General features: G+C 64.8%; 20 protein-coding genes. 14 read left to right on the top strand and 6 right to left on the bottom strand.

Annotated elements, in window-relative coordinates:
• The first annotated feature begins 441 nt into the window (after window positions 1–441).
• Genes bcsB through ACN9MB_RS13780 form a run of 9 tightly spaced genes read left to right on the top strand, consistent with a single transcriptional unit; the run spans window position 442 to window position 14,829 of the window.
• Complete coding sequence (gene bcsB, locus ACN9MB_RS13820; RefSeq protein ID WP_426269291.1) at window positions 442–2,715, top strand: cellulose biosynthesis cyclic di-GMP-binding regulatory protein BcsB; 2,274 nt, start codon at window positions 442–444, stop codon at window positions 2,713–2,715.
• Window positions 2,716–2,718: 3 nt separating this feature from the next.
• On the top strand, window positions 2,719–3,894 hold the full coding sequence (gene bcsZ, locus ACN9MB_RS13815; protein ID WP_426269290.1) for a cellulose synthase complex periplasmic endoglucanase BcsZ: 1,176 nt from the start codon (window positions 2,719–2,721) through the stop codon (window positions 3,892–3,894).
• A complete protein-coding gene (locus ACN9MB_RS13810) occupies window positions 3,876–7,673 on the top strand; it encodes a cellulose synthase subunit BcsC-related outer membrane protein (protein ID WP_426269289.1) in 3,798 nt (1,265 codons plus the stop codon). Before bcsZ ends, ACN9MB_RS13810 begins: the two co-directional genes overlap by 19 nt.
• 29 nt (window positions 7,674–7,702) lie before the next feature.
• Entirely contained in the window at window positions 7,703–9,466 is a 1,764-nt protein-coding gene (gene bcsE / locus ACN9MB_RS13805) for a cellulose biosynthesis protein BcsE (protein ID WP_204636228.1), read from the top strand.
• Between the two features lie 6 nt (window positions 9,467–9,472).
• A complete protein-coding gene (locus ACN9MB_RS13800) occupies window positions 9,473–9,673 on the top strand; it encodes a hypothetical protein (RefSeq protein ID WP_204636229.1) in 201 nt (66 codons plus the stop codon).
• Window positions 9,670–10,476, top strand: a complete 807-nt coding sequence (gene bcsQ, locus ACN9MB_RS13795) for a cellulose biosynthesis protein BcsQ (protein ID WP_204636230.1) — start codon at window positions 9,670–9,672, stop codon at window positions 10,474–10,476. Before ACN9MB_RS13800 ends, bcsQ begins: the two co-directional genes overlap by 4 nt.
• The gene (bcsA, locus tag ACN9MB_RS13790; RefSeq protein WP_239535729.1) at window positions 10,473–13,040 is read left to right on the top strand and encodes a UDP-forming cellulose synthase catalytic subunit; all 2,568 of its coding nucleotides are present in this window, start codon (window positions 10,473–10,475) and stop codon (window positions 13,038–13,040) included. The genes bcsQ and bcsA overlap by 4 nt, the downstream gene beginning before the upstream one ends.
• Before the next feature lie 11 nt (window positions 13,041–13,051).
• Window positions 13,052–14,635 (top strand): cellulose biosynthesis protein BcsG, encoded by a 1,584-nt coding sequence (gene bcsG, locus ACN9MB_RS13785; RefSeq protein ID WP_426269288.1) that lies wholly within the window; start codon window positions 13,052–13,054, stop codon window positions 14,633–14,635.
• A complete protein-coding gene (locus tag ACN9MB_RS13780) occupies window positions 14,632–14,829 on the top strand; it encodes a hypothetical protein (protein WP_426269287.1) in 198 nt (65 codons plus the stop codon). The genes bcsG and ACN9MB_RS13780 overlap by 4 nt, the downstream gene beginning before the upstream one ends.
• Window positions 14,830–14,833: 4 nt before the next feature.
• Here ACN9MB_RS13780 and ACN9MB_RS13775 read toward each other — a convergent pair whose 3' ends face one another.
• Window positions 14,834–16,588, bottom strand: a complete 1,755-nt coding sequence (locus tag ACN9MB_RS13775) for a diguanylate cyclase (RefSeq protein WP_426269286.1) — start codon at window positions 16,586–16,588, stop codon at window positions 14,834–14,836.
• Window positions 16,589–16,807: 219 nt separating this feature from the next.
• Between ACN9MB_RS13775 and ACN9MB_RS13770 the strand changes: the two genes are divergently transcribed.
• Window positions 16,808–17,071 (top strand): hypothetical protein, encoded by a 264-nt coding sequence (locus ACN9MB_RS13770; RefSeq protein WP_204636235.1) that lies wholly within the window; start codon window positions 16,808–16,810, stop codon window positions 17,069–17,071.
• Between the two features lie 18 nt (window positions 17,072–17,089).
• Window positions 17,090–17,428: a hypothetical protein gene (locus ACN9MB_RS13765; RefSeq protein ID WP_426269285.1), complete on the top strand. Its 339-nt coding sequence runs from the start codon at window positions 17,090–17,092 to the stop codon at window positions 17,426–17,428.
• Window positions 17,429–17,434: 6 nt separating this feature from the next.
• On the opposite strand, the gene ACN9MB_RS13760 is transcribed toward ACN9MB_RS13765, so the two are convergent.
• Window positions 17,435–18,202, bottom strand: coding sequence for a hypothetical protein (locus ACN9MB_RS13760; protein WP_204636237.1), 768 nt, complete (start codon window positions 18,200–18,202; stop codon window positions 17,435–17,437).
• A gap of 413 nt (window positions 18,203–18,615) precedes the next feature.
• A complete protein-coding gene (locus tag ACN9MB_RS13755; protein WP_204636238.1) occupies window positions 18,616–19,254 on the bottom strand; it encodes a glutathione S-transferase family protein in 639 nt (212 codons plus the stop codon).
• Between ACN9MB_RS13755 and ACN9MB_RS13750 the strand changes: the two genes are divergently transcribed.
• Window positions 19,226–19,864 (top strand): hypothetical protein, encoded by a 639-nt coding sequence (locus ACN9MB_RS13750; RefSeq protein ID WP_426269284.1) that lies wholly within the window; start codon window positions 19,226–19,228, stop codon window positions 19,862–19,864. The two genes, ACN9MB_RS13755 and ACN9MB_RS13750, sit on opposite strands and share 29 nt — an antisense overlap.
• 26 nt (window positions 19,865–19,890) lie before the next feature.
• Here ACN9MB_RS13750 and ACN9MB_RS13745 read toward each other — a convergent pair whose 3' ends face one another.
• Window positions 19,891–20,475: a TetR/AcrR family transcriptional regulator gene (locus ACN9MB_RS13745; RefSeq protein WP_426269283.1), complete on the bottom strand. Its 585-nt coding sequence runs from the start codon at window positions 20,473–20,475 to the stop codon at window positions 19,891–19,893.
• 187 nt (window positions 20,476–20,662) lie between these two features.
• On the opposite strand from ACN9MB_RS13745, the gene ACN9MB_RS13740 reads away from it, so the two are divergent.
• Complete coding sequence (locus ACN9MB_RS13740) at window positions 20,663–21,217, top strand: hypothetical protein (protein WP_426269282.1); 555 nt, start codon at window positions 20,663–20,665, stop codon at window positions 21,215–21,217.
• On the opposite strand, the gene ACN9MB_RS13735 is transcribed toward ACN9MB_RS13740, so the two are convergent.
• Window positions 21,205–21,822 carry a TetR/AcrR family transcriptional regulator gene (locus ACN9MB_RS13735; RefSeq protein ID WP_426269281.1) on the bottom strand — a complete coding sequence of 206 codons (618 nt, stop codon included), beginning with the start codon at window positions 21,820–21,822 and terminating at the stop codon, window positions 21,205–21,207. The two genes, ACN9MB_RS13740 and ACN9MB_RS13735, sit on opposite strands and share 13 nt — an antisense overlap.
• A gap of 134 nt (window positions 21,823–21,956) precedes the next feature.
• Here ACN9MB_RS13735 and ACN9MB_RS13730 point away from each other — a divergent pair, with 134 nt between their 5' ends.
• Window positions 21,957–22,187, top strand: coding sequence for a hypothetical protein (locus ACN9MB_RS13730; RefSeq protein WP_426269280.1), 231 nt, complete (start codon window positions 21,957–21,959; stop codon window positions 22,185–22,187).
• On the opposite strand, the gene ACN9MB_RS13725 is transcribed toward ACN9MB_RS13730, so the two are convergent.
• Entirely contained in the window at window positions 22,168–22,428 is a 261-nt protein-coding gene (locus tag ACN9MB_RS13725) for a hypothetical protein (RefSeq protein WP_426269279.1), read from the bottom strand. The two genes, ACN9MB_RS13730 and ACN9MB_RS13725, sit on opposite strands and share 20 nt — an antisense overlap.
• Between the last annotated feature and the right edge of the window lie 241 nt (window positions 22,429–22,669).

The following is a 22,669-nucleotide window of genomic DNA, read 5'->3' as shown; positions in this document are numbered from 1 at the left end:
GCGACTGCGCGCATTCGCAGGTTCATGCACTACACGTTCGCTTCCGAATCGCTGCGCCCCGCTTTTTGCCGGAAATGTGCACATCGTCACTATTCACGTTTCTTTTATGCTCACTCCCTTAATCGTTTCAACTATGTGACGATAACTGGGTGTGAGGATGCATGAAGCCGGCGGCTCGCCGTGGCTTCATGCGTTGCCCACGTGCTCCACGGAATGCTCGTCGGGGTGTGGCAGCGCCACTGCCGCACCATGGGGAGAAAACGATCGTCGGCAGGGGCATGAGCTGTGGAGACAGGCAACGTACGGGATGCATGGGCGTTGCGAATCGGATTTCTGCGGATCGTGTGGGTTCATGGGTAAAGGCGGGATGGAAGGGTGCGTGGCTTGCTTTGCCAGTCGGCTCGTTCCTCCCATGGCGCCACCGATCCAAGGCAACATCGCATGCGGCCACTTCGTGAGGTTTGTTTCGGTCTACTGCTGCTGGGCGGTTGGATGGCGCATGGCGCCAGCGCGCGGCCCGTCGACACGGTAGCCGGGCCCGCCGCGGCCAGTTCCGTGGCCGCCCCACAAACGACCGATGCGCCGCCGCCCGCCGCGTCTGCCGGCGTGGCGCGCGATCTCACGCTCAAGCAAATGGGCGCGAACGGCGCCATCAAGTTGCGTGGACAAGACCCCAACGGCATCTTGAACGTGGCTGTGCGCAACGACGAAGTGGTGACGGGCGCCAGGCTCCGGCTGGTCTACACCTATTCGCCGTCGCTGATCTATTCGCTCTCGCACCTGAAGGTGTTCCTCAACGGCGAGGTGGTCGCCACGCTGCCGATGGACAAGGAGCAGGCGGGCCAGACCGTCACCAAGGAGCTGGTGCTCGATCCGCGCCTGTTCACCGACTTCAACCGGATCGGCGTGCAGATGATCGCGCACTACACGCTCGATCATTGCGAAGACCCGTATCACACCTCGTTGTGGACCGACATCAGCCCCGACACGGTGCTGACCCTGACCACCTCGGAGATCGCGCTGCCCAACAGCCTCGCGCTATTGCCCGGACCGTTCTTCGACCGGCGCGACAACCGACCGCTCAGCATTCCCTTCGTCCTGCCCGCGCATGCCGATGCCGCCACGCTGCGTGCGGCAGGCGTGGTGTCGTCGTGGTTCGGCGCGTTGGCGGGCTGGCGCGGCGCGCGTTTCCCGGTGGCGCAGACACCGCCAACTGATGCGCATGCCATCGCTTTCGCCTTGCCCAACGCGATGCCCGAAGGCGTGAAGCTGGGCGAGATCAAAGGCCCGACCGTCATCGTGATGGCCAACCCCGCCAGTGCGCCGGCATCGGGCCGCAAATTGCTGGTATTGGCGGGTCGGGATGCCAAGGAATTGCAGGAAGCGGCCGACGCGCTCGTGCTGGGCCAGGTCGGCATGTCGGGCGACGAGGCCATCGTGAAGTCGGTGGATCTGGGGCCCGAGCGCCGTCCTTACGATGCGCCGAACTGGGCGCCGGTGGACCGCGCGGTGAGCTTCAAGGAATTGGTCAGCGATCCGGCGCAGCTCGAAGCGGCGGGTTTCAACCCACCGCCCGTGCGCGTCGACATGCGCCTGCCGCCCGATCTGTTTGCCTGGGCGCGCCACAGCGTGCCGCTGAACGTGCATTACCGCTATACAGCGCCATCCAACTACAACGACTCGGTGCTCAATATCGGCGTCAACGATCAGCTGTTGCGCTCGGTGCGCTTGCGCCCCGCCGATCCGTCCGGCGTGGAGCGGCAATTCAATGTGCCGCTGCTGTCGGGCTCGGAAGCGCGGGGTGCGGAGGAAGTGCGCGTACCGGCATTGCGCATCGGCAGCACCAATCAGTTCCAGTTCCAGTTCCATATGGATTCGCAGAAGACCGGGCTGTGCGTGGCCGCCGCCACGGACAGCACGCGGGCGGCGGTCGATCCCGATTCCACCATCGACTTCAGCCAGTTCGTGCACTACACGGCGATGCCGAACCTGGCCTTCTTCGCCACCAGCGGCTTTCCCTTCACACGCATGGCCGATCTTGCCGACACGGCGGTGGTGATTCCCGATGCGCCCGACGTGCACGACGAAGAAGCCCTGTTCACCATGCTGGGACAGATGGGGCGCTGGAGCGGTTTGCCTGCCTTGCGCGTATCGCTGGTGCCGGCCAGTGCAGTGGATACGGTGCGCGATCGCGACCTGCTGGTGATCGGCACCGGCAGCGCCGCCGAGCTGATGGCGAAGTGGGGCAAGGGCCTGCCGATGCTAATCGAGCGCGGCGAGAACGACCTGTCCGTGCGCGAGCCGACGGATCGCCCCAAGGACCAGGGACCGGTCGCCCGCACGGCAATGAGCGTCAACGGACCCACCGCGGCCTTCGTGGGTTTCCAGTCGCCTTACACCAGCGGCAAGAGCGTGGTGGCGTTGGCGGCCAATACCTCCGATCGCCTCGGCGACCTGCTCGACGTGCTCGCTGACGATGCGAGGGTGGGCGAAGTGCGCGGCGATCTCACCGTGGTCCGGCAGAAGGTGGTGGTCGGCCTCACCGTCGGCGACACCTATTACGCCGGCCATCTGCCCTGGTATGCGTGGTTGTGGGTACACATTTCCCGGTACCCCGCGCTGATGGCGATCGCCGGCATTCTCGCGGGCCTGTTCGTGGCATTGACGGTGTTCTGGGCGCTGGGTCGGCTCGCTGCACATCGCCTCGAGCATTGATGCATGCGTCGTCTTTTGAGGCCGCCACTACGTGCGCTGCTGGCCGTTGCCGCGATGGTCGCGACTGGCCATGCGCTGGCATCGTCGTGCGCATGGCCTGACTGGGAGCACTTCAAGCAGAACACGCTGAGTGCCGATGGCCGCGTGATCGATGCCAGCACGCCGCAGCAGGTCACCGTATCGGAAGGACAGGCGTACGCGTTGTTCTTCGCCTTGGTGGCGAACGATCGCGCCACCTTCGACCGCGTGCTCAACTGGACCCAGAACAACCTCGCGCAAGGCGATCTCACCCAGCATCTGCCCGCCTGGCAGTGGGGTCGCCAGGAAGCGAAGGACGGCAACAAAGGCACGGCGCCGACATGGGGCGTGCTGGACAGCAACCCGGCGTCCGATGCCGATCTGTGGATCGCTTACACGCTGATCGAGGCCGGCCGCCTGTGGCACGAGCGCAGCTACACCGCGCTGGGCACGGTACTGGCGCGGAACATCGCGGCGCGGGAGACGGCGGTGTTGCCCGGGCTGGGCCGCACCGTTCTGCCTGGCCCGGTAGGCTTTCATCCGCAGGACGATGTGTGGCGGCTCAACCCCAGTTACGTGCCGCTGCAGGTGATGCGTCAGCTCGCCCACGCGTTGCCGCAACAAACGGAATGGAAGGCCGTACTCGACAGTTCCACCAAGCTGGTGACCAACACCGCGCCGCACGGCTTTTCGCCGGACTGGGTGATCTATCGGCGCGACAAGGGTTTTGGCCCCGACGAACAGAGCAAGGCCGAAAGCGCATACAACGCGATTCGCGTGTACCTGTGGGCGGGCATGCTGGCGGCGGATGCGCCCGCCCGTGCCTCGGTGCTGGAGAAGTTCGCTCCGCTGGCCGATTTCGTCGCCGCGCACGGCTTTCCGCCGGAACGCGTCGACACGCAGACTGGCACGGCGGGAAGCAACGAAGGCAACGGCGGTTTCTCCGCAGCCGTGGCGCCTTACCTCGCTGCGTTGGGGCGCCGCGATCTGGCGCAAGCCCAGGTGCAACGCAGCCGCACGCTCGCGGCGCAAACCGCTCCGGGTTACTACAGCCAGGTATTGATGTTGTTCGGCCTCGGTCATCTCGATGGGCTCTATCGCTTCGATGCGGATGGCGCCGTGGTTCCTGCCTGGACGTCGACGTGTCCCGCGCTGCACTAGGCGACCTGTTCGTGCCCGCCATCGTGCTGCTGATGGCCGGTAGCGCGATGCCCGCGCTGGCGCTGGCACAAGCGAATGCGGCCGCGCCCAGCCCGCAGATGAAACAACTGCTCGATTCGGCGCGCGTGTGGCAGGCCAAGAACCGTCCCGACATGGCGCGCGGCATCGTGGAAAAAGCCTTGCTGATCGATCCCGCGCAGCCGGACGCACTGGCCTTGATGGGACAGATCGAACTCAGCTCCAACCGTCCCGCCGAAGCGGGGAAGCTGCTGCAGCAACTGCAGCAACGCTATCCCCGGCATCCGGCAACGCTGGAACTGGCCGATGCCTACCGCCTTGCCACCACCGACAAGACCGCCCTGGCGCAAGCGCGCCTGGCCATGCGTACGGGCCAGTCCGCCGAGGCATGGCAGAAGATGCAGGCGTTGTTTCCGCGCGGCGCGCCCTCGGGTGCTCTCGCCGGCGACTACTACCGCGCCATGTCCGGGGCGGGCCAGCGCGACAGGGCGCTCAACGAGCTGCGCGAGCGCATGCGGCAGAACCCGGACGATCTCGGCCTGGCCTTGACGCTGGCGGACATGTTGACCGACCGCGCGTCCACGCGGCTGGAAGGCCTGGAGATCATCTATCGCGTGTATCAGCGACAGGATGCCAACCGCCCGCAGGCACTTGAGCTGTGGCGGCGTGCGCTCAATGGCGCGGGCAGCGACGATCCCGCGTACTACCTCTGGTACCAGCGCTATCTCAAGGAAGTGCCCGACGACGACAACGTCAAGGAAGCGCTTGCGGCGCTGGCGAAGAAAGGCGGCGCCAACTACGTGCCGCCTGCGAAAGGCACGCAGCCGCAGGCGGAAGCTTCGGCCACACCATCGCCACCCTCGGCGACGTCGCGGCAGGGCGAAGCGATCGGTGAGCAGGGCCTGGCGAAGATGCGCGAGGGCAAGCACGACGAAGCGCGCGCCTTGTTTGCCCGCGCGTTGGCGCTCGATCCGGACAACGCCGGCAAATGGCGCAGCCTGATGGCCACCGCGAGCTTCTGGGGCAGCTTGTCCAAGGCCCGCGCCGCCAACGATCAGGGTCACCCGCAACAGGGCGAGGCGCTGGCACGCGAGGCATTGCGCCAACAACCGAACCAGGCTGACGCCAGCAAGGTGCTGGCCACCTCGCTGATGGCTCAGCGGAAGTGGCCCGAAGCAGAAGCGGTGCTGCGTCCCCTGGTTCAGGCGAAGAACCCGGACATCGATGCGCTGGAACTGCTGGCCAGGCTGCTGATCGAAACGCATCGCACGGACGAGATCGCGCCGCTCATCACGCAGGCGGAACAGCGCTACACCGGTTCCGGCGATGCCATGGTGGGCTTGCGTGCGCAACTGCTTTCCATCGAAGCCGATCAGTCGATTGCCGAAGGCAAGAGCGGCTCCGCCGTGTTGAAGCTGGAAGAGGCCGTGCGCCTAAAGCCGAAGGACGCCTGGTTGCGTTACACGCTGGCACGCCAGTATCGCGACATCGGATTGCCCGCATTGGGGCGCGCGGTGATGGACGATGGATTGCGCACGACGGCGACGCCGGACATGCGCTACGCCAGCGCGCTTTACCTCAACTCGCTGGACGACATCGATACGGCCAGCAGCGTGCTTGCGCAGGTGCCGGCGAACGAGCGTTCCCAGGGCATGCGCGAGCTCGCGATCAATCTGAAGGCACAGCGCGATCTGCGCGAAGTGCGCCAGCTGGAAGCGCAGGGCCAACGGCAGCAAGCCGTCGCGCTGCTGGATCAGGTGACGTCCGATGTGCGCGACGATCCCCAACTGCTAGCCAGCGTCGGGCGCGAATGGATCACCCTGGGCCAGCCCGACAAGGGCCTGGCGCTGGTGCGCGACTGGCTGACCACGCATCCCGACGATCCGGCGATCGGCGTGCGCCTGCGCTACGGCGAACTGCTCGGTGCGGCCGATCGCGACGAGGAATGGCGGGCGTGGATTGCCGATGCGCGCCAGCATCCGGGCGTCACCGCCGAACAGCAGGCGCAGTTCGACGACCAACTGCTGCGCCTGTCGCTGCGCAAGGCCGCGCGTCAGATCGATGCCGGCGATCTCGCCACCGCCGAGCGCACGCTGGACGAGGTGCCCGAGGCCAGCAAGAAGGAAAAGCGCTGGCTGCTTGCCCAGGCAGACCTGCGCGAGGCGCATCGCGATTACCACGGTTCAGAGACTTTCGCGCGCAAGGTATTGGACGACCATCCTGGCGACGCCGACGCCCGCCTCACCATCGCGCGGATGGAAGAGCGCATGGGGCACCGCAAAGCCGCGCAGACCATCGTCGACCAGGTGCTGGCCGATACCGCGCCCGAGGATGTCGACACGCGATTGGCCGTTGTCCGCCGCTACACCGCGATCGGGCGCAACGGGCAGGCACGCGAGGTGATCGATCCGTTGCGGGCGCAGTATCCCGATCGTTCCGACGTGACCTTGCAGTCGGGCCGCATCGCGCAATCGCAGGGCGATTACCAGGATGCCGCACAGCTCTATCGGAGCGCTGTGTCGCAGGAGCAGGGCGAAGGCGAGACGCCGAGTACGGAGGATGGACTCACCTCGGCGCAGCGCGCTCTGCAAGGCCTGGAGGACCGGCGGCAAGGGCAGGTCGCCACGGCGGTCATCCAGTCCAACGAGTCGGGCAGCAGCGGCATGTCGCGACTCGACGCCACCGAAATACCGGTCTATCTGCGCATTCCGGATGGCTATAGCGGTCACTATTTCTTCCATGCCGATACGGTGTTGCTCAATGCAGGCACCTTGCCGGCGGACCGTATCGATCCGGCCTACCAGTTCGGCAAGATCGCTGGGCTCGGCAATGCCGGTCTGCATCCACTCGACCAGACCGACAAGGGCGTTGCGTTCGCTGCGGGCTACGATTTCAGCGGTGCGAGCAACAGCTGGCGGGCCGACGTCGGCAGTTCGCCGGTGGGATTCACGGTCAACAACGTACTCGGCGGCTTTCTCTACCGGCACGATTTCTACAGCTCGTCGGTGACCGTGGACGTCTCGCGTCGCCCCGTCACCAGCAGCCTGGTCTCGTACGCAGGCGCCCACGATCCGGTCACCGGCGAAAGCTGGGGTGGTGTCGTGCGCAGCGGCATGACCGTGCGCGGCGCGCAGGACGTGGGCATCACCACCGTGTTCGCCTCGGTGGGCTTTGGCGTGCTCACCGGCGACAACACCGAGACCAATCACGAATTCAAGGTACGCACCGGCATCGACTGGCCCGTGTACGTGGGCACAGACCAGCGCTTCTCCAGCGGGCTGGTGATCAACTACTGGCACTACGCCAACAACCAGCACTTCTACACGTTCGGCAACGGCGGCTACTACAGCCCGGGTCGCTATTTCTCGGCATCCCTCCCGCTGGACTGGAGCGGGCGTTACAAGCGCTGGGCGTGGGAGGTGGAAGCCTCGCTGGGCAACTCCTCCACCCGCGAGGACGATGCGCCGTATTTCCCCACGCGGCCCGACCTGCAACAGCAGGCGGTGGCGCGCATGGCCGCGGCGGATCTGGGAACGCCTTATTTCGGCACCGGCTCCGGCGGCGGTTTCAGCTATACGGTGGCTGCTGCGCTGGAATACCGGCTCACTCCGCATTGGGTGATCGGTTCGCGCTTCAAGCTCGATCGTTCACGCGATTACGCGCCCAACCTTGGCACGATCTACCTTCGTTACTTCTTCGATCGGCAGCGGCTGCCGGTGCCGTATCCGCCCGACCCGGTCAAACCGTACTCCGCGTATTGAACCGGTGAGCTGAAACCCAGGGACACGCCGTGACGAATCCTCCTCCTCCTTCCTCTTCCGAACCGACCGACCGGGCGACCTCGCGCGCACGGCTGCGGCTGAATCAGTCGCTGGCCATCGAAGGACTGCCTTCGTCGTTGTCGGCCCTGGCCACGGGGCAGGTGTATGCGGTGTACGCGAGTCGTTCGCCGGCACGCGATGCGTTGTTCTGGAAGACGGCAGCGAACGCGCTACAGACGCCGGTGACGGTGATCTCCACGCGCTCGGCCGAGGATGTGACGCATGGTTTGCGCCAGCATGGCATGGACATCGACCACGCCGGCGCGGTGCATCCCAAAGCCAATGTGTGCTCCTTGCATCTTCCGCCCGATCGCGACGGCTGCGATGTGCTGATGGAATCGCTGCAGGCCTTGTCCGCGCAATGCAGCACGCCGGCCAGCCAGTTCCTGGTGGAGGGCGTGGCCGCGTGCTTCGCCTGGCAGGACCGTGCCGCGCTGATCCGGCAGGGCGCGGCGCTCGCCGGTTGGTGCGCGCAGACGCGGCACACGGTGTTGCTGGTGATGCTGCCGCCGCTGGTGGAACACAGCGGCGATTTCCGGCCGCTCAACGACTTCCAGATCCAGTTCGCCGGCGCGGCGCAGCTGGTGCACGAGCAGGGCGAGTTCCGTTGGGAAGTGGCGTTCTGGCGCGACCATCGCGGTGCGCTGTCCGCCAACGAATCCATTCCCCTGCGTTTCTCCGGCCACGACCATCGCCTGGTGGCCGTACTCGACGCCGACCAGGAAGGCAGCGAAAGCATCGGCATGCTGGCGCCCGATGAAAGCGTGGTGATGGTGGCGCACGGCGCGGTGGCGCGTGAACGCGTGGTGCCCAAAGGCTGGCAGGTGCTGCCCGACAACGATGCGCTGACCTCGGCGGCCAGCCGCGCGGTGGCCGCGACCGTGATCCTGCACTACGGCATCAACGAGAGCCTGGCGACGCTGGCCAAGCAGGTGAACTTCCTGCGCCGCCAGTGCGGCAAGGCGCTGAAGATCCTCATTCGCGAGGACAACGTCAGCATCCGCTACGAACTGCTGATGCTGACCCTGGGCGCCAACGCCATCATCCCGCGCAGCATGCCGATGGCCCAGGTGGAGATAGCGGTGGACGGCGTGCAGGGCCAGCTGTTCTCGCGGCCGGTGCCCGATGATTATCGCAGTGCGCTGTCGGCCGCGATGCGCGACTCCACCACCGGCTACGTGCCGGCGCATCGCTTCATTCAACTCGTGCGCGAGGCAGTGGAGCGCAGCCGCCCGATTCGGCTGCCGAACGTGCTGCTGCGTCTGCCGCTGGAACGCGATGTGGCCAGCATCGATGCGCTGCAGGCCTGTCGCGTCCGTCGCACCGGCGATCTGTGCACCGCCAGCGGCGACAGCCTGTACGTGTTCTTCTTTGCCTGCCACGTGGAATACGCCGGCCAGGCGATGGAGAAAGTGTTCGAACGCCCGTTGTCCGAACTGTTCCGCGGCGAGCTGCGTTGCGGCGACCGCGAAACCATCTACTCCACGCTCGATGGCCTGGCTGAGGAAATCGCCGAACTGCCGCCGCCCGATTACACCGGCCTGGTCGCGCCTGCCGAGCCCGTCGCACCGCTTATGGAGGTGGCCGAGCCGAACGCTGATAGCGAATCCATTAGCGACGCGAAACCAGGCGTTCTACCGATCCTTGCGGCGGCCGACACCCTGGGCGTTGCGACAGCCGCCACGCGGCGGCCGCCACGTCCGGCATCGCTGCCGCTGAAAGTGCAGAGGTAAGGGCAGATGAACACGTTCTTCGGTTACTTCATCTGGGGTTTGATTCTCGCCGCGCCGCTGTGGTGGCTGTGGTGGCGATTGCGCGTGGGTTCCCTGTTGTCGCGTTCGCGCTCGCTGCTGCGCCGCCGCTCCGTCCAGTTGCCGCCGCAGCTGGAAGGGTTGGTGATTCTTGGCAAACGTCAGGGAGGCGGCGGGAGAAAAGCATGAAGACGATTGCCATCGTTTCCCCAGTAGGCGGCGCGGGCCGAAGCATGCTCACGGCGGCGCTTGCGGGTCTGTTGACCGAGCGTCGGCACGCCGTGCTGGCGGTCGAATGCGATCCGCGCAACGTGCTCACGTTTTACTGCGGCCAGCGCGTGCCGGCGCGGCAAGGCCTGGTATCGCACGTGCTGTCGCCCACCGACGACTGGAGCGAGGCGGCGCTGCAGACGGACGATGGCGTGCTCTGGTTGCCGTGGGGCGGGGCGCGCGGCGATGGTCGTGGACCGGATGCGGACACGGCTGCCGCCATCGCCACGGGCTTGCACCTGCAGGCGACCTGGTTGCGCGATTTGCTGGCCCGCGTCGATCTGGCGGGGCACAGCGTGGCTCTGGTCGACACGCCCACCTGGCCATCGGTGCATGCGGCGCAGGCGATCACAGCGGCCGATCTGGTGATGGTGGTGGTTCCGCCCGAGCCGTTGGCGTGTGCCACGTTGCCGCGCCTGCGCAGCGAACTGAAGGCGCTCGGCAAGCAGGCCGTGTACGTAGCCAATGCCGTGTCGCCGGCATCGCAGCTGCATACCGACATCCTCGCGTTGCTGCGCGGCAGCCTGGGCGCGGAGTTGTCCGCCTATCGCGTGCACGCGGATTCGGGCATTCCCGAAGCCCTGGCCCGCGACGAAAGCTTCGTGCACAGCGCACCGCATTCGCAGGCGGCGCATGACATGCATGGCCTGGCGACATGGCTTTCCAACTGGATTCGCCAGGCCTACGCCGGCGGCGCGCAAACAGCGGGGGGCTCCGCATGAAGCCGGCTGCGGCCCTGCCGAAATGGTCGCGCGTGCGGCACTCGCTGGCGCGGCGACTGGGCGTGGAGGCCGAGGCAGGGCGCGGCGCATGGCTGCTGCGATTGCTCTTTCGCGCACCGCCACCGGGGCAACGGGATTGGCCAGCGCTCTGGGCCGAGCGCCTGGGGCGCTATCTGCGCTCGGAGTTGGCTTTGGGCGAGAACGAAAGCCATGCGACCTGGCTCAAGCGCGTGTTCTTCCGCCAGCGCCGCCGTCGTGCGCATCTGGCAACGAATCTGCGCAGCGCGCGACATCATCGTGGCGCGCGTCGTCGTTCGATGTTGCTGGGCCGTATCGGCCACTGGCTGGCGCCGGCCTATGGCGTCGTCGGTCGGGCTGGGCATGCGGTGTCGTCGCGGTTGCCCACGGTGCCTTGGGCGCGCGTGAGCGAACGCGTGAACGTATGGTCGTCCGGACTGGATCGCGTGCCTCATCTCAAGCCGGTGATCCTGCTGCTGGCTGCCATGGTGGCGGTGGGGTTCTGGACCACGCCGCTGCCTATCGGTGGGCAGTTCCGCCTGTTTATCGCCGTCAGCGTGGTGATGATCGTCGTGCGGCGTATTCCCGGTCGCTGGCCGACCATGCTGATGGTCTCGCTGTCGATCCTGATGACGGGACGCTACATGTGGTGGCGCATCACGCAGACGCTGATCTTCGCCACACCGGTCGAGGCCGTCTTCGGCTATCTGCTGTTCGCGGCCGAGATCTATACCTGGATCGTGCTGTTCTTCGGCTATATCCAGACCGCATGGCCGCTGAACCGTCAGCCCAAGCCGCTGCCGGAAGACACGGACAGCTGGCCCACGGTGGATGTCTATATCCCGACCTACAACGAGCCGCTGTCCGTGGTGAGTCCCGCAGTGTTGGCGGCCAAGAGCATGGACTGGCCGCGCGACAAGCTCCGCGTGTACCTGCTGGACGACGGCAGCCGCGAGGAATTCCATCGTTACGCCAACGAGGTGGGCGTGGGTTATCTCACCCGCGAGGAGCACCGCTACGCCAAGGCCGGCAACATCAACCATGCGCTGGCGATGACCAGCGGTGAGTTCATCGCCATTTTCGACTGCGACCACATTCCCACGCGGTCGTTCCTGCAGACCACCATGGGCGAGCTCATTTCCGATCCCAAGTGCGCGATGGTGCAGACGCCGCACCACTTTTTCTCGCCCGATCCGTTCGAGCGCAACTACGACACCTTCCTGCGCATTCCCAACGAGGGAAGCCTGTTCTACGGGCTGATCCAGGACGGCAACGATTTCTGGAACGCCACCTTCTTCTGCGGCTCATGCGCGGTCATCCGCCGGGCGCCGCTGATGGAAATCGGCGGCATCGCGATCGAGACGGTCACCGAGGATGCGCATACCTCGCTCAAGCTGCACCGGCGCGGCTACCGCACCGCCTATCTGCGCATCGTGCAGGCGGCTGGGCTGGCCACGGAAAGCCTGTCCGGGCATATCGGCCAGCGCATCCGCTGGGCGCGCGGGATGGCGCAGATCTTCCGGCTCGACAATCCGTGGCTGCGCAAGGGCCTCACCTTCTTCCAGCGCATCTGCTACAGCAACGCGATGCTGCATTTCTTCTACGGCATTCCGCGGCTGATCTTCCTGTTCATGCCGTGCGCCTATCTGTTCTTCGGCCTGCATGTGTTCGGCGCGGACGCGATCTCGGTGATGGCCTATGTGTTGCCGTACCTGTTCGTCTCGGGGTTGGCGAACTCGCGCATCCAGGGACAGTACCGCCACTCGTTCTGGGCCGAGGTCTACGAATCGGTGCTGGCGTGGTACACCGTGCTGCCCACCACGATCGCCTTCATCAACCCCAAGAAGGGCAAGTTCAACGTCACCGCGAAGGGCGGCCTGATCGAACAGGAGTACCTCGACTGGGCCACCTCCAAGCCGTACGTGTGGTTGCTGGCGGTGAATATCGCCGCGCTGGTGGCGGGCATCGTGCGCATGTTCACCACGCAACGCGACGAGCCGGCCACCGTGCTGATGAACATGGTGTGGGCCTTGTTCAACGTGGCGATGCTGGGCGCCGCCGTGGGCGTGGCCAAGGAGGCGAGGCAGGTGCGCGTATCGCACCACGTGCCCTTGTGCGTGCCGGCCACGCTGGTGCTGCCCAACGGCAAGACCATTGCCTGCCGCACGGAGAACTATTCCACCGGCGGCCTGGGCATCGTGCTGCCGGAGGAACTGGTCATGGAACGCGGCCATGCGCTGGGCGTGGCCTTGTCGCGCGGCGACATCGACTACTACTTTCCAGCCGTGGTGGCGCGCAACAACGGTGTGCACCTGGGGCTGAAATTCGAGGACTGGTCGCATGAACGGGAGACGCAGCTGATCCAGTGCACGTTCGGCCGCGCCGACGCCTGGGTTCGCTGGGAAGAGGAACTGGTTCCCGATGCGCCGCTGCACAGTTTTGTGGAAGTGATCGAGATGGGCTACCAGGGCGTGCTTCGTCTGTTCGACGCCGGACTGGATGCCGTCGAGGCGACCGTGCTGCGCCGACCGCGCCAGTCGGGCTAACGGAGTAACGCATGGGACTGTGGAATCTCTATTTCATCGCCAAGCTCTACCTGTTTTCGGTGGGCAGCATCCAGCCGGCATGGTGGCTCAACCTGCTGTTCGCGCTGGCGCTGCTGGTGCCCTTGCAGCAGCGGTGGCAGCGCGTCACGCGGCAGGTGCTCGCCGTGCTGGTCGGCGCGGCGCTGCTTTATCACGAGTCCAGGCTGCCGCCGTTCGGCTACCTGCTCAAGCAGATCCCGGCGCTGGCCTCGTTCTCGCCGACCTACATGATGGAGTTGGCGCGCCGCGCGTTCACGCCGGCGATGGTCTATGTGCCCCTGCTGGTCGTACTGGTCTACGCCGTGGTCAATCGCTGGGTGCGCGTGACCACGTTCGTGCTGCTAGCGCTGATCGTCTTCCCGCTATGGCAAGGGATGGGCACGCTGATCGCCAAATCCAGCTCAGCGCCCACGTATGCCGTGAATCCGAGGGCCGATGCCGGTATCGCGAATGCGGGGGCGGATGGCTCGGGTGGCAGCTACGACGAACAGCTTGCCGCGTTCCATCACGCGGAGAAGAGCCGGCGCGTGGCGTTCTTTCCGATGAGCAATGATCCCGCCGCGCAGTTCGACATCATCGTCATCCACATCTGCTCGCTGTCGTGGGACGACCTCGACGTCTCCAACATGCGGGACAACCCGCTGCTGGGCAAATTCGACTACGTCTTCAAGAATTTCAGCAGTGCGGCCAGCTACAGCGGTCCGGCGGCGATTCGCCTGCTGCGTGCATCCTGCGGCCAGGATGCCCATGCCGAGCTGTATAGCGCTGCGCCGCAGGACTGCCATGTATTCGCCGACCTGGCGGCCGCCGGCTACGACGTCGAGTTCATGCTGAACCACAACGGGCGCTTCGACGATTTCCGCGGCATCGTGGAACGCGAGATCGGCCGCCCGGGCATCCAGCCACAATCGATCGAAGGCCTGCCGCCGTTCATGCGCGAATTCGACGGTTCGCCGCTGGTCGACGACTACGATGCGTTGGCCAAGTGGTACCAGGACCGCACGGCCAAGGGCGGCGGACCGGTTGCGCTGTACTACAACACGGTGAGCATGCACGATGGCAACCGCCTGCCCAACAGCAACCTCACCAGCCTGCAGTCCTACCCGATCCGACTGACCCGGCTGCTGGGCGATATCGACCGTTTCACCGAGGTGATCGCGCGTTCCGGGCGCAAGGCCGTGGTGATCTTCGTGCCCGAGCACGGTGCGGCACTTCGCGGCGACGCGGGGCAGATTTCCGGCCTGCGCGAAATTCCCACACCGCGGATCATCCACGTTCCCGTCGGAGTGAAATTGATCGGTTTGGCGGCAGGCAAGTCGGCTCCGGGCCATGCCATTTCGATCGACACGCCCACCAGCTACCTGGCGCTCGCGCAGCTGATGTCGAACCTGGTAGCCAACAGCCCGTTCAAGGCCGACGCGCCAGCACTCGATCAGTACGCCCACGATCTGCCGCAGACGCGCATGGTGGGCGAGAACGAAAACACCATCACCATGGGCACCGCCAATGGTTACGTGATCCACACGCCCGACGGCGTCTGGATGGAGGGCGAATGATGGCCGCGCCACAGCACCCGCACGCCAGGATGTCGCCCAGCGATATCGAAACCTATGCGAGCTACGTCAAGGGCGTCGATCCCGCGCGTTATTACGACAGCCAGGCCCAGGAGGTCTGGCTCGCCGCCCGGAAGCGCTGGCCGCTGCTGGCGGACCTGCTCTATCCCGACGAGCCGCCCGCCGCGGATCGTTGACCGTTCAAGCGTTCGCCGCCATTTCGATGCGATCGCGCCCGTTCTCCTTGGCGCGATAGAGCAGGTCATCGGCTTCGCGAAGCAACTCGTCGACGCGCAGCGAGGTATCGCCCGTGCGTACCCGAAAAGCGATACCCACGCTCGCGGTGAAACCAAACATCTGGCCGTCGGTGCAGGTGACCTGGGTTTGATGCAGCCGTTGGCGCAAGGTTTCGGCCAGCGCTCGCGCCTGCGTCGCTGCCTGCACGCGCAGGAGGATGACGAATTCCTCCCCGCCGAAGCGCGCCACGATGTCCTCCGAACGCACCGTGTCGCGGCACAGCGTGGCGAGCGTCACCAGCGCCTTGTCGCCGCTGTCGTGACCGTAGCTATCGTTGACGCGCTTGAAGAAATCGATGTCGATCATCATCAGCGCGACCACTGCCTCGCCGCTGCGTTTGTCGGCGAGCAGCACGCGCGCGCGGCTCTCGAAGGCGCGGCGATTGAGCAGGCCGGTCAGCGGATCGGTCTCGGCCATGGTCTGCAGTTCGCCGATCAGGCGGGTGCGTTCGCGTTCCAGCTGATGGCGCTTCCGCACGCTTTCCTTCAAGACGTTGAGTGCGTTGAAAAGGTCGCGCACCTCGCTGCCGTAGTGCTCGCGCGGCAGCTCCGCCGCCATGTCACCCGACGCCACCGCGAGGATGAAGCGCTGCGCCTCGGAAAACGGAAGTATCACCTTCATGCGAAAGCGCCACAGCATCACCAGCAAAAGCACGGTCAGCGCCAGCGCAATGAGACCGCTGGCCAGCAGATAGAGCAGGTGTGAATGCAGGCTCCTGTCGATGGTGTCGCCGGCCAGCGCCAGGGCGTTGTCGCGAAAGCGGTCGATGGGTGGAACCAGCGGACCGTAGCGGTCGGACCATTGCAAGAGGGTGATGCTGGAGCCTTCCGGCAGCGCCGCTTGCTGCCTGAGCTCGTCGAGCAGGCGCACTGCCTCGCCGTAGTAGCGTTGCTCGACCTCGGCATAGTCCAGCAGAAGGGCAGGCGGAAGCACGCGCACGCTGGGCTGCAACATTTGCCGCAACTGTTCGATCTTGCCCATGGTGCCGGCAATATCCCGCGCTTCCTGCGCGGTCAGCGGACGTTGCCGCAGCAACGCGGGGGCGAACTGCTGGGCAACCACGCCCGCCTGTTCCCTCAGCACGCCCGAAAGACGGGCGACCAGCAGATAGCTCTGCACATCGGCGTTCTCGCGGATCACGCCGGTAGCGCTGGTCTGCGCGATCGACGACAGCTGGGGAATCACGCTGACGATCTGGTTGAACCCGGCGAAGAGGTCCTCCTCATTGCGGGCGGCTTGTTGCGTGGCGTCCAGGCGTTGCCGGGCATCGGCGAGCTGGGCGCGCGCATGTTGCCAGGAGGGTACGAGCGCGCCGCAATTCTTGCAGGCCGGATCGCGCACGGCGCCTCCCAGTTCGTCCATGTGCCCGTCGGTAGTCCTTCGCGCCGAATGCATCACCTCGCGCCATCGGCGGGGCTCGGGATCCTCCAGCATCAGCACGGCGACGGTAGGACGCCGCTCGTTCGACACGGCCGCCATCGCCTGCAAGGCGGCCCTGACCACGCGAAATTCCTTCTGCGCCTCTCTGGCATCCCAGTAACCCCGCCATTGCTGCGCGAACTGCCACAGCATCAGTCCCACCATCACCACGTACACGATGGTGACAACGGTGCGGAAGCGCCGATGGATGGATTCGCCGGGTGGTGCTGCCCTTGGCATCGATGTGCATGGCCTCGGAAGCGGGTGGTTCTTGAAGAGCGTGGCGGTGCCGCCGATTCGTCCGCTCCCCCGTTTCGTGGCCCGTAGTCTCGGCGGCGGCTCGTGACGGCTTCGTGGGGACGGTCTGGGGAGCCGACGAGGTGGCCGCGGCCCCATCGCGCGCGGCGCGGTTCAGCGGTACATTCGCAGGTGACCTCCACGCGCTCAAAGGTGTCGATCATGGCCCACCAATTCACGCCGGCGGACGCCAAGGCGCATGCGTGCTCCTACATCCTGCTCAGCCTGCTTCAACGCATGGACATGAAGGAGCCGGGCCTGATCGACGAACTGTTGGCCGGTGCCGAAGGCGACTTTGCCGCCTGCCAGAAACAGGAGGATCTGCCGGCGCCGGTGCCAAAGATCTTTCGCGAGGCGATCGCCATCCTCACCCGTGCCAATGCCTACAAGCTGAACATGGCCGCCAGCGCCAACGACGACGGCTGATCGTTTTCCGCGCACCCCATGAAGCGACGTCATAAGCGACGTATCGTTCGGACCCTTCTCACCGTGGCGGCGGTAGGAGGCCTGCTCGGGGTCGCGAGCTGGCATCGCTGGCACCGGCCCGTGGACGAGATGGCGCTGGCGGAACAGACGCGTCATCAACGGCAGATCGCCTCCTGCGAGGCGCAGATCCGGCCGACGCTGCAAGGCGAGATCGAGGGATGGCGCCTGGTCGGCGAGGAGTCGAATGCCATCGGCAGCCAGCTCACCTTCGCTGCCAATTTCAATGCGCGGACGTCGCTCTATCACTGCGAGGTGGACCACTCCGCGCAGGTGGTAGCGATCGACGGTCCCGAATGACGCGTTTCACGCGCCGGGAAACGTCGCCAGAAGCGCTTTCAAATTCTGCGGACTGACCCGGATCAGTCCACCGCGTGGGCTGTCGATATCCGCGATCAGCATGAAGGACACGGCGACCACCAACGGGAGCACCAGCAGCAGCCCCGGTTCCGACGATCGTTTGCGCCAACCCACACCCACCAGAAGATTGCAGCCCAGCGCGATGACTGCCATCAGCAACCATGCTGCCACCGGTATGCGATTCCACCACGCCGCCTGCGTATAGCCTTCCGAATTCAACACATCGTTCATGCCCGATACCGCCAGCGCCGTGAGCGGATTGGGTGATTCGTGGGCCGGCGTGGCGACCGCGCTCCACAGATTCGACTGCAGCTGGTTCTTGGCGGCGGTGAGCGCGGGCAGCTTGTCGCGATCGGTGGTTTCATAGAACACGATGCGTTGCTTCAGATAGCTCACCAGCAAGGGGCGCAGCTTCGCTGCGTCAGCAGCCGGAAGCAGGTCCAGCCGCACATATTCCGTGCCGATGGCGTTCGCTTCCGCCTCTTCGTAATTCTTGCGCTGGTCGTAGCGGCTGATCGCCATGGAAAAGCTGAAGCCGATGATCAGGCCGAGCAGCGTCAGCGTGGCGCCTTGCACGACGCCGAAGGTCTCGCCCGATGTGGGCTCGGTGGCGGGACGTCGCTGCGCCCACCAGGCGCCAAGGTGCTCGGCGAGCCACAAGACGACGAACGAAATGACAAACACCATCAGCGGGTGGTTGAGTGCGAAAGCCATGACATCCCCTTCGGCCGACCGCGGATGCACCACGCGTCCGCGGACCGATGCGATCCTCGTGCAGCACAAGTGAAGAAAGTGGATAGCGGATCCAGGAATAGCTGCCGCCACACGCCAACGCGATCGCATCATCGAAGGTGGAGGGGACGGCCACGCCTGAGGCGGGGTAGCTTGGGACGCAACCGCCCCTCCATAGGTGCCCAGTGGGGGCAGCGCAATTATCCTCAAGCCTTTGCATGGGCAACCGTGCCGGACGTCAGTGGCATGCATGACGATCCACCGAATGTCACATCGTCGCGCAATACATCGTCATGGCGTGTCGATGATCGACAAATATTCCGTCATCACTGACGAAATCGGTTCCCGATCGTTCCGTCGCCTTGAGCGGGAAAAGACATGCACCAGACCCGCGTTCAATCCGCCGCGGCGAAGTGGGCCATCTGATCCGCGAGCGCTTTCACAAACGCAGGGCGAGCGGTGGCGCGCGCGATGTACTCGCGACAAGCGGGATACACCTTGAGTCCGCCGAGGCGTTCGACCAGGCGCAGCACTTCCGTCATGGCGATATCCGCGACGGAGAAGCGATCCGCCAGCCACTCCCGTTCCGCCAGGATCGGTTCCAGATGGTTGAGCCTGAGCTTCACAAAATCGTCCAGACGCTTCCACTCCGGCGTTTCATCGCTGTAGCCGGAGAACACGAAGATGGACCAGGGCACGGTCGCCATCTCCATCGAATTGAGCGCGGCGAACACCCACTCCATGGTCTGGCTACGGCCACGCGGATCCGAAGGCATCAGCGCCTCGCTGCGAAGACCCAGATGAAGCAGGATGGCACCGCTCTCGAAAATGGAGATATCGCCGTCGGTAAGCCAAGGCACCTGACCGAACGGCTGATGGGCGAGATGATCGGCATCCCGGCCTTCAAACGGCACACTGGCGACCCGATACGGCAATCCGGCTTCCTCCAGTGCCCAGCGCACGCGCAGATCGCGTACGTGGCCACGCGGCCATTCGGGAACCCACTTGAACGTGGTAACGGTCAGCTCGGCCATCGGAATCTCCATCGGGCATCAGGGCATGCCGTACGAGCTTACGACGCCACGAAATATGTTGGAGAACATATTCTGCATCGCCTGCGATAGGGTAGCCTTCCGTTCGGCGTTCCATGGAATGTGGGCTGTAACGGCCAGCGTTGTTGGCGGCCGTCCTGCAATCATCATCACGGGTCGGGAGGCTACGATGGCGTTACGCAATCGGTCGTTCTTGCTTGTTTTGGCCGGCTTTGCCGCAGGCGCGGCAACCGTCGCTGCGGGGTTCGTAGTTGCCGCGCCAGGAGGCTCCGCGGACGAGCCGTCCGATCACGCCTATGTGGTGTCCATCGACGAAATTCGCAGCAATCTTGTGCCGGGCCAGGTGTTCTCCGGACAGTTCACTCGCCGGGTCACGATGTCCGACGGCTCGACCCGGGTGGTCACGCTGCGACCCGTTCGACAGAACGGCGAAGAGTGGGTGGAATTGATCGACACATCCGCTTCGGGTACGAACCGCAGTTACATGGGGCCTAACGGAACCACCACGAACGGCACCCTCATGATCAATGTAAAGGACGCCGCTGTATTGGCCGCCGCGATAAAGCGGTTGCACGAGTCGTCGACGAAGTGATGCAGCGAAGGGCTCTCGGGTTGCTCTTACGATGACGGGCCATACAGCCGAAGAAACTCTTCGGCGGCACGCTTGGCACGTCGTTCGATCTCTGTGGCCTTCGGCGCTTCGCGCAGGCGCAGCAGCAGACTTACCATCAGGTCGTCCCAGAGCAGAGCTAGGAAACGGACGTCCATATCACGCGGTGCCTTTGGGTCGATCAGTCCGGCGGATCGCGCCTGCTCGGTGATGCCGCGGACGGCATCGCGTACCGATCGACGCGCGGACTCGAGTGTCGCCGCCACTTCGGGGGCGCGTTGGGCTTCCGTGATCGCGAGCCGAAAGACAGCGATGACGCCAGGCTGGCTGACCTCGCGCAATACCGAAGCGCCCAGCCCGGCGAGCAGCGTCTCCAGTTCGTCCCGATGGCGAGGTGGCCGTTGGGTGGGCAACTGCATGCGGCCCGCGCGATCGGCGATGCACGCCGCCAGCATCGCCTGCTTGGTGCCGAACAGCGCATACAACTCGCGTTTGGAAACCTGCGCCCGGGTGGCGATCTTCAACGTGCTCGCGCCCGTGTAGCCCAACTCCACGAACGTATCCATGGCGGCGTGCAGGATGCGTTCGCGCACGGGCCGTGAGCCGGATGCCGGGTCTGATTGCTCTTTCACGAAGTTCCTCTTGCGCCGGTACCTGGCGGTACCGTAACATGGTACCCATCGGTACCGGCAAGAGAAGTCAGCCGACCCCGCGCGATACACCGCCGCCGGGGCATCCAATGCACTGAGCCATCGCGACCCACGGCGAAGGAGAATTCACGTGTCTACCGCCCATATCTTCACGCTGCAGCTCATGCTGGGTTATCTCGCCTGGCTGCTTTGCTTCCGCGCCTACCTGTGGCCCCGGTTGCGATCCATGCGACACGAGGACGCGCACCGCGTCATCGCGACGCTGCACAGCTTTCGTTTCTTCGGGCTGGTCTTTGCGGTGCCCGGTGTGGTCGGAGCCCATCTTCCGACGAGCTTCGCTTCGTTTGCCGCCTACGCCGACCTGGCCACCGGCGTACTGGCCATGCTCGCCTTGCTCAGCGTGAGAGTGCGGCCGCTATTCTGGAGCTTCGTCGTCGCTTTCAACATCGTGGGCATGGCCGATCTTCTGCTCGATTACTTCCACGCCGTCCGCGCCGATCTTCCTTCGGTGGCAGGGGAGTTGGGAGCGGCTTACGTTATCCCGATCATCTACGTGCCGTTACTGATGATCACGCATGTCACGGCGTTCTATCTGCTGTTGCGCCCCACGAAGGGACAGGCCGCTGCGCTGGACTCGGCCGGGGCACACGCGCCCATGCAAGCCACGGATGCTTACGTGCGCTGACGGTCGAGCCGATCTAGTGCCGCGGCCACGGACGATTGGATCAAGGCACCGACTTCACGAGGCAATCGGCCTGGGACGAGCAGCCGGAACATGGCCATGCTGGTCAGCGCGAAGATGAGGTCGACGGTATCGCGCAGCTTCTCGCGCTTAGCGGCTCGCGGTGCCATGCGCTGAATCAGCAGCTGGATCAACTGGCGGCGCCGCTCATTGCGCTCGGTGAGCGATTGCTCGAATTCCTGATCGAGCACCATCGCGTCATAGATGCGCATCAGCGCAGGATCGCTGCCCCAGAAGTCGCAACAGATCTCGACCAGCTGGGCGATGCCCTCACGCGGATCCGCCAGCGTCTGCACGTCCTTCAGGCGTCCCAGACGACCGCGGATCGCGATGTCGTCAAAGGCTTCCTCCAGCAGGCCACGGCGCGATCCGAATTGGTTGTACAGCGTCAGGCGCGTCACACCGGCGATCTTCGCGACGGTGTCCAGCGAGAAATTCGCCGCACTTTCCGCATCGCGCAGCAGCGTTATCGCCGCCTGGATCGCGCGTTCGCGCTTCTCGGCGGCAGCAGCGGTACGGACAAGGCTGGTATAGGTGCGAGTCGCCATGGTCTCCCCTTGTAAATTAGATATACAGTTAGTATAGTCAATACACGCGATGCCCGGAAATCAATGCGGGTGACGCAAAGACAGTTCGCCAACGAGCGGCACACCATCGATTCTCAAGCTTAGGGGCAGGCAAGATGCTGGTACATGTTTTCCGCGGTCCGGGCCGCGTGTTTGGCGTCACGGCAGACAAGGCGGGCGCGAATTTGCCGGAACGATTCGCACCCTGGACTTACCTCAAGTCGGCCGAACTCGATCGCGAGCGAGCCATGCCCGGCATCGACTCACGCGAATGCTGCGACGATCTTGCGGAGTACGGCTTTCATATCACCGATGCGCATGTTCGTATTACGGATCAGCTGACCTGACGTCGGTCGGATCTGGGACGATTACCTGAGGTTGTTGCGGCGTCATGTCCTGCATGGTTCGGAGAACTTGGCGCGTTCGTCGCCAGCGCAGCAGCGCCCACCCTGCAAGCAACACAGAACATGCAAACGCTGCATGGCCAAGCATCACAGCCTTGGGGTCGCTGTCACGAACCAGGGCGCTGCCCATTATGGTTAACGTTCCGGCGAAAGGACCCAGCGAGACATCCTTGGTATTTTTCATGATTTCCTTGGTCACTTCATGCTGCCAGCAATGAGCCTGGAACGACCTGCGAGATTCGCAGTGGAAGGCGGATATTTTCAGGGTACAAACAGCGAAGCTACGCGGGAAGGGGCGTCGCGTTATTGATGCGGCCAACAGGGTGTCCTGCAATTGCCGCAATCCGTGATCAGTTCGGTCGGAATCCTTCGTATGCTGGACTGCAAAGAACTGGGTCGGAATGCGCGCTTTTCCCCCGGTTTTG

This window comes from Dyella kyungheensis, assembly GCF_049913195.1.
GTDB lineage: Bacteria > Pseudomonadota > Gammaproteobacteria > Xanthomonadales > Rhodanobacteraceae > Dyella > Dyella kyungheensis.
Note: the sequence above shows the minus strand (reverse complement) of the source record. Positions and strands in the feature narration are given on the sequence as shown.

What these genes read in the sequence shown, in the direction of transcription:
- ACN9MB_RS13775 (WP_426269286.1), bottom strand. Translation starts at nt 16,588, where the DNA reads ATGCCAAGGGCAGCACCACCCGGCGAATCCATCCATCGGCGCTTCCGC.
- ACN9MB_RS13800 (WP_204636229.1), top strand. Translation starts at nt 9,473, where the DNA reads ATGAACACGTTCTTCGGTTACTTCATCTGGGGTTTGATTCTCGCCGCG.
- bcsZ (WP_426269290.1), top strand. Translation starts at nt 2,719, where the DNA reads ATGCGTCGTCTTTTGAGGCCGCCACTACGTGCGCTGCTGGCCGTTGCC.
- bcsQ (WP_204636230.1), top strand. Translation starts at nt 9,670, where the DNA reads ATGAAGACGATTGCCATCGTTTCCCCAGTAGGCGGCGCGGGCCGAAGC.
- ACN9MB_RS13735 (WP_426269281.1), bottom strand. Translation starts at nt 21,822, where the DNA reads ATGGCGACTCGCACCTATACCAGCCTTGTCCGTACCGCTGCTGCCGCC.
- bcsA (WP_239535729.1), top strand. Translation starts at nt 10,473, where the DNA reads ATGAAGCCGGCTGCGGCCCTGCCGAAATGGTCGCGCGTGCGGCACTCG.
- ACN9MB_RS13755 (WP_204636238.1), bottom strand. Translation starts at nt 19,254, where the DNA reads ATGGCCGAGCTGACCGTTACCACGTTCAAGTGGGTTCCCGAATGGCCG.
- ACN9MB_RS13770 (WP_204636235.1), top strand. Translation starts at nt 16,808, where the DNA reads ATGGCCCACCAATTCACGCCGGCGGACGCCAAGGCGCATGCGTGCTCC.
- ACN9MB_RS13765 (WP_426269285.1), top strand. Translation starts at nt 17,090, where the DNA reads ATGAAGCGACGTCATAAGCGACGTATCGTTCGGACCCTTCTCACCGTG.
- ACN9MB_RS13780 (WP_426269287.1), top strand. Translation starts at nt 14,632, where the DNA reads ATGATGGCCGCGCCACAGCACCCGCACGCCAGGATGTCGCCCAGCGAT.
- ACN9MB_RS13760 (WP_204636237.1), bottom strand. Translation starts at nt 18,202, where the DNA reads ATGGCTTTCGCACTCAACCACCCGCTGATGGTGTTTGTCATTTCGTTC.
- bcsG (WP_426269288.1), top strand. Translation starts at nt 13,052, where the DNA reads ATGGGACTGTGGAATCTCTATTTCATCGCCAAGCTCTACCTGTTTTCG.
- ACN9MB_RS13725 (WP_426269279.1), bottom strand. Translation starts at nt 22,428, where the DNA reads ATGAAAAATACCAAGGATGTCTCGCTGGGTCCTTTCGCCGGAACGTTA.
- ACN9MB_RS13730 (WP_426269280.1), top strand. Translation starts at nt 21,957, where the DNA reads ATGCTGGTACATGTTTTCCGCGGTCCGGGCCGCGTGTTTGGCGTCACG.
- bcsB (WP_426269291.1), top strand. Translation starts at nt 442, where the DNA reads ATGCGGCCACTTCGTGAGGTTTGTTTCGGTCTACTGCTGCTGGGCGGT.